The sequence below is a fragment of the Sulfuricurvum sp. genome (assembly GCF_049587615.1).
Lineage (GTDB): Bacteria > Campylobacterota > Campylobacteria > Campylobacterales > Sulfurimonadaceae > Sulfuricurvum.
Genome location: NZ_JBAVEF010000057.1, coordinates 1 through 15,110 on the forward strand (window position 1 = coordinate 1; position 15,110 = coordinate 15,110).

Genomic DNA, 15,110 nt, shown 5'->3' on the forward strand with positions numbered 1-15,110 from the left:
ACGATCATAATATTTTTATCGAAATAGTGTGACATTGCTGCCAATGTATTTTGAGATGTGGTAGATTTACCGATCCCACCTTTTCCGTAGAACGCGATTTGTCGCAAGCTAGCTGCTCCAGCCATGTTATCCCCTTATTTTTGAACTTCACTTAGGTTGATGCAATGGGTGTTCTAAGGTTTTTGAAACATTTATCCAAATGACTGCGACAAAATGACGACAATGATACAAATTTGTAGGAATAGGTTTTGCAGGGATCAAAAATTTCAGATTTTGATTATTTTGATTAAAAAATAAGCTATGAAGCTGATCTAAATTTATTCTATATAGGTACACTTTGACAAAAAGGGGTGGCTATGACCAATAAAGAAAAATCGATTCACAATCTCCATCAGGCCCGTACAGCCCACATCCGCTGGGTCAATGCAATCAAACTGCTGGTATCCGGCATCGACGTCTCCTTGGAGAGCATAGCTCTGATTCCTACGGATTCCCCGTTTGGAAAATGGTTTTACGCTGAAGCAATGCTCTTTTCACAAGGGTCATCCCGGTTGGTTCTTGAAGAGATTGAAACGCTGTTGCTCACACTCCACGACAAATACACAAAAATCTATCCTATCTATTACGGTCATAAAAAGAAAACCCTCTTAGGCAGTTTATTGGGAGTAAAAAACAAAGCGAGCGAACCTGAAATAGAATTATCACAACGCTATTACGAAGAGATCATTCTCCTCTCTGATCAACTCAAACACAAACTGCGAGTTTTAGAGAGTCAGCTCCTGAGTATGGGAGAAGAAAAATTTACTCTGGTTTCCGGATTGAGCAATTCTACCGCTTCCACCGCAATGGAGCCTAAAATATTGGAAACACCAGAGAGTGAAGAAGAGGCCTATTTTTATGGAACAAGGGGAAGAGGATAAATTACCGACTACCGAAGCAGTGCTGTAATAGTTTCAAGCGAAGCCGGTTTGTAATAATAGTATCCTTGGATTGAATCAACATTATTCATTCTTAAAAACTCCAACTCTTCGCTGTTTTCTACACCTTCAGCCAATACATTCATATCAAGCCCTTTTGCCAATGCAATAATCGCTTTGACAATCGTCTGATTTTTAGGTTCATGCGTGATATTGCGTACAAACGATATATCAATTTTTAATTTGTCAATGGGTAGATTTTTGAGATAGGAGAGAGAGGAGTAGCCTGTCCCGAAATCATCGATCGAGACATGAAACCCTTTAGCTCGTAATCCTTCTAAAATAAAAATTACTTTTTCGGGATTTGTAAGAATGGACCGCTCGGTAATTTCAAGTTCAATCCATTCAGGACGGCATTGCGTCTCTTCTCTAATTTGTTCCAATATTGCTAAAAAATTAGTATGCGCAAACTGATGTGCCGAGACATTGACCGCAATACGTCCCTTTAATAGATTAGAATCAAACCACCGCTTTGCTGTTTTGAAACTTTCAGTCAAAACAAATTCGCCGATCTCAAGAATGAGTCCGCTCTCTTCGGCAATCGGAATAAAATCCGCCGGGGAAATCACCCCTTGCGGAGAAAACCATCGCAGCAATGCTTCGACTCCGATAATTTTATCGCTCACTGAATCAACCTGCGGTTGATAATAAAGCTCGAGTTCGTTGTTAGTAAGTGCTTTTTTGAGATTGGTAGTTATCGACATCCGATATAATGCACGTTCTCTTAAACTGCTGTTATAAAAACTAAACGTATTTTTCCCGGAATTTTTCGCGTTGTACATCGCCGTATCGGCACACTGCAATAATTCTTCAGTTGTCTGTCCATCACCAGGATACATGGCAATCCCGATACTGGCCGTAATATAAACATCTCTTCCTTCGATTGAAAAAGGGTGATTAAACATACTTGAAAGCCGTTCCATCGTTGATTCAATAAAGCATTCATCACCTTCACACAGCACGACAATAACAAATTCATCACCTCCGCTCCTTACGATGAAGGAATCAGAGGGAAAGATATTTTGAAGCAAATGGGTCATATGGATCAGTAATTTATCTCCAAATCCATGTCCGTAGGAATCATTGATCTCTTTAAACCCGTCGAGATCAAGAAACATAAAGGCCAACTTTGAATTCTCAGAAAATTGTTTTTCCATAAACTCATTTAAACTGAGATGATTCGGAAGACCGGTAAGTTCATCATGGTGTGCCAAATGGTCATACCGCTCTTTTTCCGTAAGGATCTTGATTTGATCCTCTTTCTGTCTCGTGATATCTTGCATGACCCCTTGAACTTTCGTCACTTTTCCCTCTTCGAGGAGAGGAGAGCCAACAGTTCGCACCCATTTATGGGCGCCTATCGCGGTAATAATCTCCAATTCCAAATCATACGGCTTTCCAAGAGTAATGGCATCGTGTATCGCTTTCTCAATAATCGGGCGTGACTGCGGTGTATAAAAATCAAGCCCTTTATGAACATCGATCGTTTCCCCCGGAGGAAGGTCGTGAATGCGAATCAGCTCATCCGTCCATTCCCCTTTCATCGTGAGGGTATCAAAACTCCATCCGCCGATTTTGGCAATATGGTTTGTTTGCGATAATAGCTGTTCATGTGCTTTTTTTCGGTATTTTCCGAGTTTAACCGCTCCGTCGACTCTGGCGATCAGCTCACCGCTATGAAACGGTTTTGAGAGATAATCATCTGCACCGGAAGTCAGCCCTTCTGTCTTATCAATCTCTCCCGCACGAGCCGAAAGCAAAATAATCGGCAAGGAATACGTATACTCAGCAGAACGAATTTTTTTCAGAAGTTCAAACCCGTTGAGATTAGGCATCATGACATCACTTAGAACAAGATCGGGTAGACTTTTTTGACACATTTCCCATGCGTTCTTTCCGTCAACTGCCAACGATACACTGTATCCGGCATCTTCCAGTAATCTTTTGATGAATTCACGCATATCAGTATTATCATCGGCTACAATAATATGCCCCTTCTCACTTTTTTTTACTTCCTGCGGCTCATTTTTTTTATTTTCACCGCTCCATCGCTTTGCTTCTGCCCTATAGATTTTGGAATGCTGAAGCTGTTTATCAGTCTCTTCTAACGGAATTTGCTTTTGTTCAGAGGAAGTATGCTTGATTCCCAACGGCATATATACGGTAAAAGTTGTCCCTTCTCCCAGTTTACTCGTAACCTCGATACTTCCCCCTTGAAGTTTCACAAGCTCATGAACCAAGGAAAGACCGATTCCCGTCCCCTCATATGATCGACCTTGTGAATTTTCAACCCGATAAAATCGCTCAAACAATTTCGGCAGTTCCTCTTCGTCGATACCGATTCCGGTATCTTTTATCCGCAAAACCGCTTTGCCGTTCTCAGATCGGGTCGAAACATGAATCGATCCATTATGGGTAAATTTAAACGCGTTGGAGAGAAGATTCAAGACAATTTTTTCCCACATATCCCGATCAACTTCAACCCATTCGCTCATAGAAGGGCAATCGATGATTAATTTAAGAGCCGAGAGTTCCGAAGCGGATGAAAAATTGCTTGCCAAATCAGCTGTTAATGAGGATAAGTCCGTCGCTTCGTATGCGGCTTTTGCACGCCCTGCTTCGATACGGGAAAAATCAAGCAGCGTATTGACGAGTTTTAACAGCCGCAAAGCATTTCTATGGACGATTTCAAGATCTGAAGTCATTCTTGCTGTTTCAAGGTTTTGACGACCTGAAAGGAGTTCCTCTAAAGGTGCCAGCATCAGGGTCAATGGAGTTCGGAATTCATGGGAGATATTTGAAAAAAATTCGGTTTTGAGTCGATCGAGTTCTTTGAGTTTGTCGTTAAGTGCCGCTAATTCTTTTTCTCTGGCTTTAATGAGACGATTGGCCTCTTTAACCTCATTCGCCCGTTTTAAAACCTCTGCTTCCAATCTGTTGGTCTTCATATCCGAGGATTGACCGGCCGCGGTGTTGGCTTCTTTCAGTAAAACAAAATCGGTAACATCCTCTACATGATGGATAATATACTCTACCTTTCCTCCAGCTCCGAATATCGGTACATTCACAGGACTCCAGTATTTTACTTCAAATCCATCACTGCCGTCTCGAAGGGGTATATCGTATTTTTGAACTCCCATAACATCGGTTTGCCCATACCGAACAACACTGTCTAAGGATATGTGCAAGTCACTCACTCCGCTGACAGAGGGATCACTCGGATTATCGGGGAATACTTCAAAAAGCGGCTTGCCGATAACATCATCCCGTTGAATCCCTGTCGCCGCAAGATAATAATCATTTACGGCGACGATGCGATAGGTAATATCTGCAGTGAGAATGAGATAAGGATGCGGACTGGCTTCAAATAATTGCTTGAAAAGGATTTCAGAGTGCTGCATCGCCATCTCCAAACGGTATAGATTTAATTTTGTTTTATTGTAACATAAAAACAATAACCGATTAATTATTTCACTCGGTACATCAACCCCATGTGACTGATTTCAAACCCCTTTTTTTGATAAAAACCGATCGCTTTGCTATTTCGTCGATCGGCAGCTAATGCCAGTCGTTTCCATCCCCGCTCGTTTGCTTCATCGAGAGCCGCTTGAATCAGTTTATTTCCGATCCCCTTTCCCCGATCCGATGTGCTGACGACCACGTCTTCGATGATACCGACATATTCCCCTAGCGATGTAGAGATAACTCTCTGAAGTGTTATCATCCCCACAACACGATTTTTAATTTCAGCAACCAATACGACGCTCTGCGGATTTTGAAGAAGGAGTTCCAGACCGCGCGTTTGTTTCACCGCATCAATCGTAAAATCGTCTTCTATCGTAAAAAGTTCGGACAACAGATTTACCATCGACAGGATATCATCGCTATACGCCATCCGTATCATCAGCTTATCGTCCATTTTTCATCCGTTCTAAGAGTTCGCCCAGTTTATCGTGGCGCAACTGTATCAGCCGTTCGATCTCATCGTAATCGAATTTACCGAAATAGGTCATATCAAAAAGTCTGAGAAGGGCTGCACGACAACAGCTCTTGTCACACTCAGTGACGAGTTTTTTTGCTTTTTTATACGGTAGATCGGTCTCCTGAAAAATCCCAATAGCCTCCGCAACGCTCTTGCCGCCGCATTCACAGATTTCGAGCGCGAGGATTTCTTCTTTTGTCGCCATAATCCACCCCTTATAGGGAGTGTTCTGCCTTGTAGCTGTTTGCCTTTTCTACCGCTTCATAGAGTTTTGCGGCTAATTCCGGCATTTTAACATGATTCGTCCACACTGTATCTTCGACGATATCGTGAATTTCAGAGGCGATTTCAACCGCAAAACGTTTTAGTTTTGCCAACTCTTTTTTGTGATCTTGTTCCGTCATTTCCGACATATTCAATCCTTCCTTTTTCTTTATTTAATGTTACGCAACACGTATCTCGATACCACGGGCTTGATCTTTGCCCAGGGCAATCAGACGCTGACCGATTTGAACCTGAACGCTGTTTCGAAACCAGCCGTAGCGTTTCACACACACCGTAGCATTCAAACAAAGCCCCATGGCACAGAGGTGTTGTTTTAGATCTTCATTCAAATCTATAGAAACAACTCTGCATTTTTCGTTCACGCAGGTTTCAAGAAGATTCATAGTAGGATCCTTTTAAAATCTATCTGTCACTGCGAGAGCTATGCTCGTAGCAGTCCAGAAAATGGATTGCTTCTCTTCGCTCGCAATGACAAAAAGGTTCACAGTGAAAACGCATAAATATTCTCAAACTTAATATCTCTGGCTTCACCGTAGTACATGTGGAGAAATGTCCCTTTTTGCTGAAAATGGTATTTCTCAAACAGCGCAACCGCTATTTTGTTTCCCAAAGGGACATCGGCAAGAACTTTTTTGAGTCCTCGGAAATACAAAACTCCCTGCATCATTTTTTCCGCTTCCTCTTCAAAACCCGGTCTGGATTGCCACGGTCCCAGATAAACCCCCCGTGCGTTAATGACACTGGAGTGTTGAAACGAGTTGGGCAATGCAAATTTGAGCGAACTGTTCCGTTCCATCTCATCGAGTAAAAAGGCCATTCGGTCTTCACCGAAGGTTTCGAAATCTATTTTTCGGAGTGTTGCGTCGAAATTACCGCCATCGAGCTCTTTGGCCTGAGCATTCGTAAAACTGAAAGGGGGAACCTTCCCGACATTGAGAAACCTCCCTACTTCCATGACGGCCTTAAATCCGTTTTGTTCAAAAAAAGATTTGAGATTCGGATTTGCATGCAGATAAAGTGATGGATGCTCCTCTTTGAGAACCCCGAACAACGTGTTAAATAGGCGACGTCCGATACCCTGTTTTTGGTGACTCGGTTTCAGCATAAAGTATTTGATCATCGCCGAAGTTTCAAATGGGGCCGCCATCACCGCACCGACAAGAACCCCCTCTTCATACGCACCGTAGCACAGATGGGGAGCGTGCATCATCATGAGTTTTACATGATAGCCATCCAACAGCCATCCCACCTCTTCGGCAATTTTGACCAGTTCTGGAACATCGACGAATTTGAGCCACCCTATAAACATACTGCATCCTGATAGAGAGATTTAAGCTCATACGATTCCAATACCCGCTTACGCGAGGTCACAATCTCACGGATTTTTGGGAGCAAATCAGACAATATACCATTATCCGCACTGATCCCCATTCGGGAGAGATGGTAGCGAATCGTTGCACTGCCGGAGTGCTTGCCGATGGGATAGCTGCTTTCCAACCCCACTTCACACGCTTCATAAGGTTCATACGCATGAGAATCTTTCATCATACCATCCGCATGAATGCCGCTCTCGTGGGCGAATATCCGTTCCCCCACGATAGGGGCATTCGCGGCAAGATCGACTTTTGCCGCCGTTGCAACTGTATGGACCAACTCTCGAAGCTGTACCGGATCGATGGGGCGCGCTTCTCCATAGAGGTGCTTGAGTGCCATCAGAATCTGTTCAAACGAGGCATTTCCGGCACGTTCGCCCAATCCGATCACGGTGGTATTCAGCCCTATAGCTCCGGCATCGATACCACTGAGGGCATTAGCATTCGCTAAACCAAAATCGTTGTGGGTATGCATTTCAATCGGGAGGAGGTTCAAATCAGATAACGACTTGATTTTTTGATACATTTGTGTGGGTGTCATGACCCCGATCGTATCGCAGTAGCGAAAGCGGCTTGCTCCACATTCACGGGAGAGTTCCATCACATCACGGATAAATTCGTGAGTGCCGCGAGAACTGTCTTCGCCGCCGATACAGACAAACAATCCCTCACGCTTTGCCGCTGTGACAACACATTCGAGTTCTGATAAGACTTTGGCTTTACTGCCGCCGAATTTAACATCGATAAGAATATCCGAGATAGGGATAGAGAGATCGACCGCTTTAATCCCGCACGAGAGGGAAGCCTCGAGATCTTCCATCTTCATCCGGTTCCAAGTCATCATTCGAGCTTTCAATCCCAAGGATAAAAGCTCTTTGATATCTTGACGTTCTTTGACACCCATCGCCGCAATACCGATTTCGAGTTCATCCGCACCGCACGCATCGAGTAAGATGGCAATACGGAGTTTCTCTTCAGTGTTGAACGCGACATAAGGAGCCTGTTCCCCGTCACGTAAAGTAGTATCATTGATGAGTGCCATAATCTTTTCCTTCTACCTTCGTCATTGCGAGAAACGAAGTGACGAAGCAATCCAAAACATGGATCGCCACGCTTCGCTCGCGATGACGATGTGTTAATTCACTTCCGCGTTTTCATCCATACCGAAGTATTTGCGGGATGCTTTGAGGACCGAAATTTCGATCGGTTCATACGCGTAGCTTTGATCGGCAATGATGCCGGCCGCTTTGAGATCATCTTGAGGACATCCGCCGATTTTTGCGGTCAAAATCATCTGAACGTCTTTGAGTTTTTCCAAGATCGGCTGAAGCGGGTTTGTACCATCAGGTCCCGCACAATATTCATAATCGACTTTACGGTGGTGGATAAATCGGATACCTTTATCCCCCGCTTCATAGATAAGAAACTCTTTTACGCTTCCGAAGTGTTGGTTGATCATCCCCTCACCCGCTGTGGTGACTGCTACGAGAATGGTCACGCCGTTAGAGCTGAGTTCTTCTTTCTCTTTACGTACACGATCATTGGCTTGATCGAGGAAGAATCTGAACTCTTCGATTTTCGCTTGTGCCGCTTGACGTGCTTCGAGATCGTATTTGATTTGAAGCTCATCGAAACTAAGACCTGCGAACGTATCTTTCGTAAATTCAGCTCCACGGTCTTCACCGATAAGCCCTACCGCATCCGCGCGGCATTGACGACAGTGCTGCATCAGTTTCATGTCCATACCGCACGCTTCTTGAACGGCCATCTGTTCTTGATCGGTCGCACTCGGTACACCTGCGAGGGCAAATGCTGTTCCGAATTCCGGCTCCGAGAGGATCGGCATAATGTTGTGGAGGAACACTCCGATCTCTTTGAGTTTTTTCGAAACTTCAGGGAGATGTTTGTCATTGATTCCCGGAATTAGGACCGAGTTAGCCTTGATCAAAATCCCTTTTTCGACACATTTCTTCATCCCTTCGAGTTGGTTTTCGAGGAGGATTTGCGCCGCTTCTTTTCCATAGATACGTTTGTTGTTATGAAAAATCCATGGGTAGATTTGACTTCCGATCTCACCGGTTTCATCAACACTGTTGATGGTTACGGTGATGTGGTCAATGTTGTATTCGACCATCTCATCGATAAAATTCGGCAATTCCAAACCGTTCGTTGAGAGACAGAGTTTCAAGTCCGGTGCAAATTCGCGAACCATTCCGAAGGTTTCAAACGTTTTCTTCGGATTAGCGAGCGCGTCTCCCGGACCAGCGATCCCAAGAACGCTCATACGTTGAACTTCACCGCCGACAAGCAATACTTTTTTTGCCGCTTCTTCAGGGCTCAGACGCTCAGAGGTTACCCCGGGGCGGCTTTCGTTTGAACAGTCGTATTTACGGTTACAGTAATTACATTGGATATTACACGCCGGGGCAACCGCGACGTGAATACGGGCATAATGGTGATGTGCACCCTCTGAATAACATGGATGATTGTGTATCTTCGCTTGAATATCTTCGGGCATAAAAGATTCATTTCCGCTTGAGGAACAACTCATAATAACTCCTTTGAAGTGTCATTTAATGATTCTGCCTCATCCAGCACCAACCATTTTCTAAATCTGGATATTGCAAATGGTGTTCTTAGTGATTTTCATCCTTCAATCCTCTATTACGACATTTTTGTTTTTAATTGAACCATTTATCGGCGTGCTTTGTCGCAGAGTTCTTACAGAATGTAAATTGCATAATCCATATAAATATAGAGGAGTCTTACAATGATGGTAGCTATACCGATGGATGCGATGATGCGTGTTTATCACTACAATCCCTGCAGTGCAACGATGTTTGCCCTCTATGAGGTTTCGGGAGAGCGTAAAGATATCCGTTACCGTTATATAGGAACACGTCTGAATCCGTGGGAAAAACATGAGGGGGATATGGTACGCGACCCAAAGATGAAAACGTGTCAATGCGACACGGACCGCGCACAAGATCCGCATCATATCAGCGAACATTATGCACTTCTCGAAGTAATCGGCAAATGCGATTACCTTATCGTCGATTCGTATTGTCTTAATACCCTTTATGCCATGCGCAACGTCGGCATAAAAATTTATAAAATCCCCCCCTTTCTTAAAACGGCGGATGAAGTGATCAACCATTTTGTTATCGGAACGGACATAGCCGAACACCTCCAATACGTCCATCCGGTAGCGTAACATTTTTGTCTTTCCCACTCACTTTACCTACAACCCTGACTTATAAGAGTGTTTTACTCTTATTGGCGGCAAGAACACTAAATGCAATCGCTTAGTTCATAACCCAAAGAGGAGTCCGTTTTGCAGATAATCTACAACACATCGACAATCCATCTCGAGGATATGCCACTGGATATCGGCTACGCAAGTGAACGCGTCACCCTTAGCAATGATGAAAACAAACCCTTCCTTATCGGGGGGCAAAGCGGATTTACCCAGCTGCTTATCACAACACCGTTTATCGATGACGAGCTTCTCGTTCAACTGCAAGAGATCGAAACACTTCTCAACCTTAACGCGCTTGGAGGGATTACCAAAGCCCTCCTGGTTGCTTCTACCAAACACGCCAGTCCCCGGATGGAGGGATGGCTGTTTGGAATCGACAGCGATGAAGCGTTTGGTGATTACTACGGTATCCGTTTGGCCGGCCATGAGCTGGGCGGCGAATTTGCCAAATCTATCTTTATCGTATCGAAAGACGGAGCCGTGTTTTACAACGAGATACTTCCCAATCTAGAAGATTCTTTCTCCCTGGAGCGGGTACTTCCCAAAATCGCCGCGGCGCAAAACTGTTACACTGGAAAAGGATGCCACTAATGGAGACCATTTACGAAACAATCAAAAAAGAGTTACGCAACCAAACCACAATCCCCTACTTCGGTCTGGGTGTGTTTGAGGGGACCACGACCAAAGAGGGGGAAATCGTCCCCTTTGACAGCGATTCACTGATTTTGGCGATGAACGGCGGTCGGGCTATGACACCTCGGCTCATGTTCGAATACTCACGTGCTGCCATGCACCTCGAACAGCGCCGCGGAGTCGAGTACATGACCCAGCTCATCAACCATATTTATACCAAACCTTTTGAGCCGACACCACTGCACAAAGCGATAATCGATATGTTGCCGCGCTACATCGTCGATACGAACCGTGATACCAAGTTTCAAGAGCTTTTGGCATTTACACCCCATTGTCTTATTATCGGAAAATCCCGCATCATGGGTGACTTGAACCGCTATGAAGTGTACGAATACGATGTCGAAAACCAAAAATATTTTTTGGTGGAGGATGAAGTGCTTGAAACCGCTGAAAAAATCCTCTTTAAACCGATGGGCTCACCGCTGCCGAATCCGACGTTTGTTATCTCGGATGCCGACTATGTCGACTGGCTCACCGAAGCGATGGGGGGATTTGCCGTGCCGAAGGTACTCAAAACCTACCGTAAGGCGAAAAAATACCTCTTTTTAGGGACATCCTTTGATCGCGATACCGACCGTATGGTCGCCAATGAGCTCACCCTCGATTTGGAAGGCGGTTACGTCATCACCGATAAAGAGCTGGGAAAAAAAGAGAAAAAGTTCATCGAAAAGCACAACCTTGAAGTGATCCCCATGTCATTACCGGAGTTTATTCATGCGTTTATCTAATTATTCTCGTCCGACAGGACGTAGCTTTAGTGCCTTAGCGGCTAGCGTAGTGTCGGGGGCTTTGCTCCCGATACGTTTAAAATAAGTAAAAGGAGATCGCTATGCCAATGATACCTACCGTCAAAGATATTTCGCCTCGAGGAGAGCGTTATTTCGATTTGTTTTCCAAACTTTTAGGAGATCGGGTGATCGTCATCACCGAAGCGATCGATGATCATATGATGGGGGTTATCGTCTCCCAGCTCCTTTATCTAGAAGCGATGGACCCCGATGAGCCGATCCATATGTACATCAGCTCCCCGGGGGGATCGGTGATGGCGGGATTGGCCATACTCGATACGATGAATCTCATCAACGCCCCCGTCCACACCTATGCAATGGGCCTCGTTGCGTCGATGGCGGCCGTACTCTTTACCTGCGGGGAGAGCGGTCATCGCTACATGCTCCCCAATGCCGAAGTGATGATCCATCAGCCGCTGGGGGGCTATTCGGGGCAGGCGAGCGATATCGAGATCCATACCAAACATATCCTCAACCTCAAACGCCGCCTCTACGTCATCCTCTCCGAAGCGACGGGGAAAACGGTCAAAGTGATCGAAAAAGAGTCCGACCGTGATAACTACATGGAGGCCAAAGAGGCGATCGAATTCGGTCTAGCCGATGAAATCCTCACCAAATTCAGTGCAAAGGATGTCTGATGAGTACCACAGAAAAAACCTGCTCGTTTTGCGGCCGTAAACAGAGCGAAGTGAAAAAAATGTTCTCTTCGGAGACGACCCATATCTGTAACGAGTGTGTCACCACCTGCTCGGCAATTTTACAAAAAGAAGTACGTTACGAACAGCGTTCCGCCATGCAGCAGCAGCTCCCGACACCGGAAAAAATCGTCGAGTTTCTGGACAAATACATCATCGGTCAGTATGACGCGAAAAAAGTCCTCGCCGTCGCCCTCTACAACCACTACAAACGGATTGAAAACCCCGTCTATAACAATGTCGAGTTGGAAAAATCAAACATCCTCCTCGTCGGCCCTACGGGGAGCGGTAAAACGTTGCTCGCCAAATCACTCTCCAAGATCATGCAGGTACCGTTTGCCGTTGCCGATGCGACCGCATTGACCGAAGCGGGATACGTCGGTGAAGACGTCGAGAGTATCCTCTCCCGCCTCCTCGCCGCCGCAAACTACGACATCGACCTCGCACAACGAGGTATCATCTACATCGACGAGATCGACAAAATCGCCCGCAAAGGGGAAAGCTCGACGATGGGACGTGATGTCTCGGGCGAAGGGGTACAACAGGGACTGCTCAAAATCTTAGAGGGTGCCGAAGTCTACGTCCCGGTCAAAGGGAGCCGTAAAAACTCCACCACCGAGACGGTACTCTTTAACACGTCACACGTCCTCTTCGTCTGCGGAGGGGCTTTTGTCGGACTTGTCCCCGATTCGCATACGAAAAAGTCTAACAAAGTAGGATTCAGCAAAACCGCCGACAAGGGCGAAGTCAAAGAGAAAAAAATCGATGCAAAAGCGTTGGTCCATTACGGGATCATCCCTGAGTTCATCGGACGTATCCCAGTCGTCGCCCAACTGCGTGAACTCACCAAAGAGCAAATGGTTCAAATCCTCCAGGAACCGGACAACGCCCTCATCAAACAGTTCCAAGCGCTGTTTGACATGGACGGCATCGAACTCAACTTCGAGCCCAAAGCCCTCGATGCCGTCGCACAAAAAGCGATCGACCGCGGTGTCGGTGCACGCGGACTGCGCAGTATCATAGAAGAAGCGATGCTGCCGTTGCAATTTAGCTGCCCGTCGAAAAAGAACCTCCAGAGTCTGACGATTACCGAAGCGGTCATCGAAGATCCGACGCAAGACCCGATTTTTGTTTATAAAGAAGAGCACGCAGAAGCGTGAACTTCTTCTCAATAAATAATGCTACTTTTTTTCTATATCTGATTTTCCGATATGTAAAACTTCACCCAATAACAAGTATGTATTTAAAAATAGGGATTTAGCTTCTTCCGCACTAACATCATTATGAACTCCAGTAGAAACACGATCGTATAGATTTGAAAGATTTTGTCTTATTTTAATTTTTCTCGATTTGCTTTCAATTCTTTCATAAACATAAGCATTTATTCTATTCTGATGCTTGCTGGCATCCAGTTTTACATCATTGCCATTCATGTTGATTATTTGATCTGAAGGAGGAAATATTGAATCTGCAAAAGAATCAATGATTCTCCGAACAGTAGTTAAGGCTTGACTAATTGATTCATTGTCTCCTTCAGTCAGACGATCCATAACTGCAGGTATCTGTTCTAACACATCCCCACAAGTTGATGCTATTAAATTATCTACTTCATTTTTGTATTTTTCAAAGATTGATTCAGAGAGGTTGTCAAATTCTTTTTCATAGTAAACATCAGTTATAAAGGAGTGTAATTCCGCTAAGACTTTGCTTTTTATTCCACTTAATTGAGATATTCTAGTAGTAATTTCAGCTAAATTATTTTGGTACATTTGCATTACACGAAATGCCCAATCTCCACTTGTATCAGGAGTCGTAGTAGATTTTAGTTTTGCATTTTCAGTATCAATCATAGTAACTATTTGAGCTAGTGGCGCAACATATGCAGTACCTTTTTCTTTATTTTCCCATCTTCCAGTTATATCAATATATTTTACTGATACTACATCTTTGAAACTATGACCTTTTAATTCAAGTTCAATCCAATGCTTGATCTCTTCAGAACCAGTCAATCTTGCAAGTCTCGATGCTTTTAGAAGAAGGGGCTCGATACTAATTCTGTTTAATTCAATATCATCCAATAATTCTTTTGCAAGTTCAAGAATATGCTCCGAGGTACTTTGTTTCAATATATTCCCTTATTTATCTAACTATTTTTTAACTAGCCATTATACGCCATGCGGCTTACAAACGACTAATACATAAACAGTTTAAATATATTATTTTACATGAAATATGTGAGAAATCAACAACTTTATCTCGTTCCCAATCTCCCGAGTGGGAGTGTATCTTGGTATCCCTCACATCTGCATTCCCACTTAGAAAGTGGGAACGAGAAAATCAAGAGGACTTATTAAAGTTCTGAAAAATCAGAGTGATCCAAAAGTTGAATTTTTGCTTTTAAAATCGGCAGTTCCTGCGTCGTCAAATCCCATACGATTCGAGGATCAACTCCGAAATATTCATGAACGATGAAGTTGCGGAAATCCTTTACCAATCGCCATTCATAATCAGGGAAACGCTTTTCCAATAGATCGATAATTGCATTGATCGCTTCACCGATCACAATATATTCCCGTAACGTCGCGCTGTAGGTTTTTCGATCATTCAAAAATCCCTCGAAATCAAGCCCGCTCACATAACTCTCTATCGCTTCAATCGATTCGAGCATATCACTGACATAGAGATAATAATCTCGCTTAGACATAAATGATCTCTTTACGCACGAACTCTTTGGCAATCGGCTTCAAAGTGCTTTCGATCCCGAGATCGATTTTAGGGTAGAGATTAGTTTCCAAATAATGTTTCAAGCCGAAAAAACTTCTAAATTTGTTAGGGGCATCGATCTCGACGGCAATATCCACATCGCTCTCTTCGTTCGCTTCATCACGTGCGTAACTCCCGAATAATCCGATTTGAGTGACACCAAAACGCTCGTGCAGTGTCTCTTTATGATCTGAAAGAAAATCGAGAATATTCAATTTTGAGATCATAGTTCACTCCTCTACCAAGATTTAAAATTATAGTCCGATTTTGCGTAGTAGCATCAACCGTTATTGTC

The 15,110-nt window shown here is 44.3% G+C and carries 17 protein-coding genes and 1 pseudogene; 6 read left to right on the forward strand and 12 right to left on the reverse strand.

The genetic code is table 11. The features are described 5' to 3' along the window. Nucleotides 1-125: pseudogene (gene nifH / locus WB308_RS11095) on the reverse strand (nitrogenase reductase); the annotation flags it as partial. A 231-nt stretch (nucleotides 126-356) separates the two neighbouring features. On the opposite strand from nifH, the gene WB308_RS11100 reads away from it, so the two are divergent. Beyond that, nucleotides 357-920: a CZB domain-containing protein gene (locus WB308_RS11100; protein ID WP_424191490.1), complete on the forward strand. Its 564-nt coding sequence runs from the start codon at nucleotides 357-359 to the stop codon at nucleotides 918-920. 8 nt (nucleotides 921-928) lie between these two features. On the opposite strand, the gene WB308_RS11105 is transcribed toward WB308_RS11100, so the two are convergent. The 8 genes from WB308_RS11105 to nifB all read right to left on the reverse strand — a co-directional run bounded on the left by WB308_RS11105 (nucleotide 929) and on the right by nifB (nucleotide 9,168). Next, complete coding sequence (locus WB308_RS11105) at nucleotides 929-4,378, reverse strand: EAL domain-containing protein (protein WP_424191492.1); 3,450 nt, start codon at nucleotides 4,376-4,378, stop codon at nucleotides 929-931. A 65-nt stretch (nucleotides 4,379-4,443) separates the two neighbouring features. Beyond that, complete coding sequence (locus WB308_RS11110; protein ID WP_424191495.1) at nucleotides 4,444-4,896, reverse strand: GNAT family N-acetyltransferase; 453 nt, start codon at nucleotides 4,894-4,896, stop codon at nucleotides 4,444-4,446. After that, a complete protein-coding gene (locus WB308_RS11115) occupies nucleotides 4,886-5,164 on the reverse strand; it encodes a hypothetical protein (RefSeq protein ID WP_424191497.1) in 279 nt (92 codons plus the stop codon). The genes WB308_RS11110 and WB308_RS11115 overlap by 11 nt, the downstream gene beginning before the upstream one ends. A gap of 10 nt (nucleotides 5,165-5,174) precedes the next feature. Next, nucleotides 5,175-5,372, reverse strand: coding sequence for a CCE_0567 family metalloprotein (locus WB308_RS11120; RefSeq protein ID WP_424191499.1), 198 nt, complete (start codon nucleotides 5,370-5,372; stop codon nucleotides 5,175-5,177). A gap of 30 nt (nucleotides 5,373-5,402) precedes the next feature. After that, on the reverse strand, nucleotides 5,403-5,627 hold the full coding sequence (locus WB308_RS11125; RefSeq protein WP_424191501.1) for a FeoA family protein: 225 nt from the start codon (nucleotides 5,625-5,627) through the stop codon (nucleotides 5,403-5,405). Between the two features lie 98 nt (nucleotides 5,628-5,725). Further along, the gene (locus tag WB308_RS11130; RefSeq protein WP_424191503.1) at nucleotides 5,726-6,553 is read right to left on the reverse strand and encodes a GNAT family N-acetyltransferase; all 828 of its coding nucleotides are present in this window, start codon (nucleotides 6,551-6,553) and stop codon (nucleotides 5,726-5,728) included. Further along, complete coding sequence (gene nifV / locus WB308_RS11135; protein WP_424191505.1) at nucleotides 6,544-7,659, reverse strand: homocitrate synthase; 1,116 nt, start codon at nucleotides 7,657-7,659, stop codon at nucleotides 6,544-6,546. The genes WB308_RS11130 and nifV overlap by 10 nt, the downstream gene beginning before the upstream one ends. Before the next feature lie 93 nt (nucleotides 7,660-7,752). Continuing rightward, the gene (nifB, locus tag WB308_RS11140) at nucleotides 7,753-9,168 is read right to left on the reverse strand and encodes a nitrogenase cofactor biosynthesis protein NifB (protein ID WP_424191507.1); all 1,416 of its coding nucleotides are present in this window, start codon (nucleotides 9,166-9,168) and stop codon (nucleotides 7,753-7,755) included. Nucleotides 9,169-9,387: 219 nt separating this feature from the next. On the opposite strand from nifB, the gene WB308_RS11145 reads away from it, so the two are divergent. From WB308_RS11145 to clpX, 5 genes are all read left to right on the forward strand, one after another. Then, the gene (locus tag WB308_RS11145; protein ID WP_424191509.1) at nucleotides 9,388-9,831 is read left to right on the forward strand and encodes a hypothetical protein; all 444 of its coding nucleotides are present in this window, start codon (nucleotides 9,388-9,390) and stop codon (nucleotides 9,829-9,831) included. A 120-nt stretch (nucleotides 9,832-9,951) separates the two neighbouring features. Beyond that, nucleotides 9,952-10,467, forward strand: coding sequence for a hypothetical protein (locus tag WB308_RS11150; protein ID WP_424191511.1), 516 nt, complete (start codon nucleotides 9,952-9,954; stop codon nucleotides 10,465-10,467). After that, nucleotides 10,467-11,297: an SIR2 family protein gene (locus WB308_RS11155; RefSeq protein ID WP_424191513.1), complete on the forward strand. Its 831-nt coding sequence runs from the start codon at nucleotides 10,467-10,469 to the stop codon at nucleotides 11,295-11,297. The genes WB308_RS11150 and WB308_RS11155 overlap by 1 nt, the downstream gene beginning before the upstream one ends. Before the next feature lie 101 nt (nucleotides 11,298-11,398). Continuing rightward, a complete protein-coding gene (locus tag WB308_RS11160; protein WP_424191515.1) occupies nucleotides 11,399-11,995 on the forward strand; it encodes an ATP-dependent Clp protease proteolytic subunit in 597 nt (198 codons plus the stop codon). Beyond that, nucleotides 11,995-13,212, forward strand: a complete 1,218-nt coding sequence (clpX, locus tag WB308_RS11165; RefSeq protein ID WP_424191517.1) for an ATP-dependent Clp protease ATP-binding subunit ClpX — start codon at nucleotides 11,995-11,997, stop codon at nucleotides 13,210-13,212. Before WB308_RS11160 ends, clpX begins: the two co-directional genes overlap by 1 nt. A 21-nt stretch (nucleotides 13,213-13,233) precedes the next feature. Here clpX and WB308_RS11170 read toward each other — a convergent pair whose 3' ends face one another. The 3 genes from WB308_RS11170 to WB308_RS11180 all read right to left on the reverse strand — a co-directional run bounded on the left by WB308_RS11170 (nucleotide 13,234) and on the right by WB308_RS11180 (nucleotide 15,042). After that, nucleotides 13,234-14,178, reverse strand: a complete 945-nt coding sequence (locus tag WB308_RS11170) for a hypothetical protein (protein ID WP_424191519.1) — start codon at nucleotides 14,176-14,178, stop codon at nucleotides 13,234-13,236. Nucleotides 14,179-14,402: 224 nt separating this feature from the next. Beyond that, entirely contained in the window at nucleotides 14,403-14,756 is a 354-nt protein-coding gene (locus WB308_RS11175; protein WP_424191521.1) for a DUF86 domain-containing protein, read from the reverse strand. After that, on the reverse strand, nucleotides 14,749-15,042 hold the full coding sequence (locus WB308_RS11180; protein ID WP_424191523.1) for a nucleotidyltransferase family protein: 294 nt from the start codon (nucleotides 15,040-15,042) through the stop codon (nucleotides 14,749-14,751). The genes WB308_RS11175 and WB308_RS11180 overlap by 8 nt, the downstream gene beginning before the upstream one ends. Nucleotides 15,043-15,110: the final 68 nt, after the last annotated feature.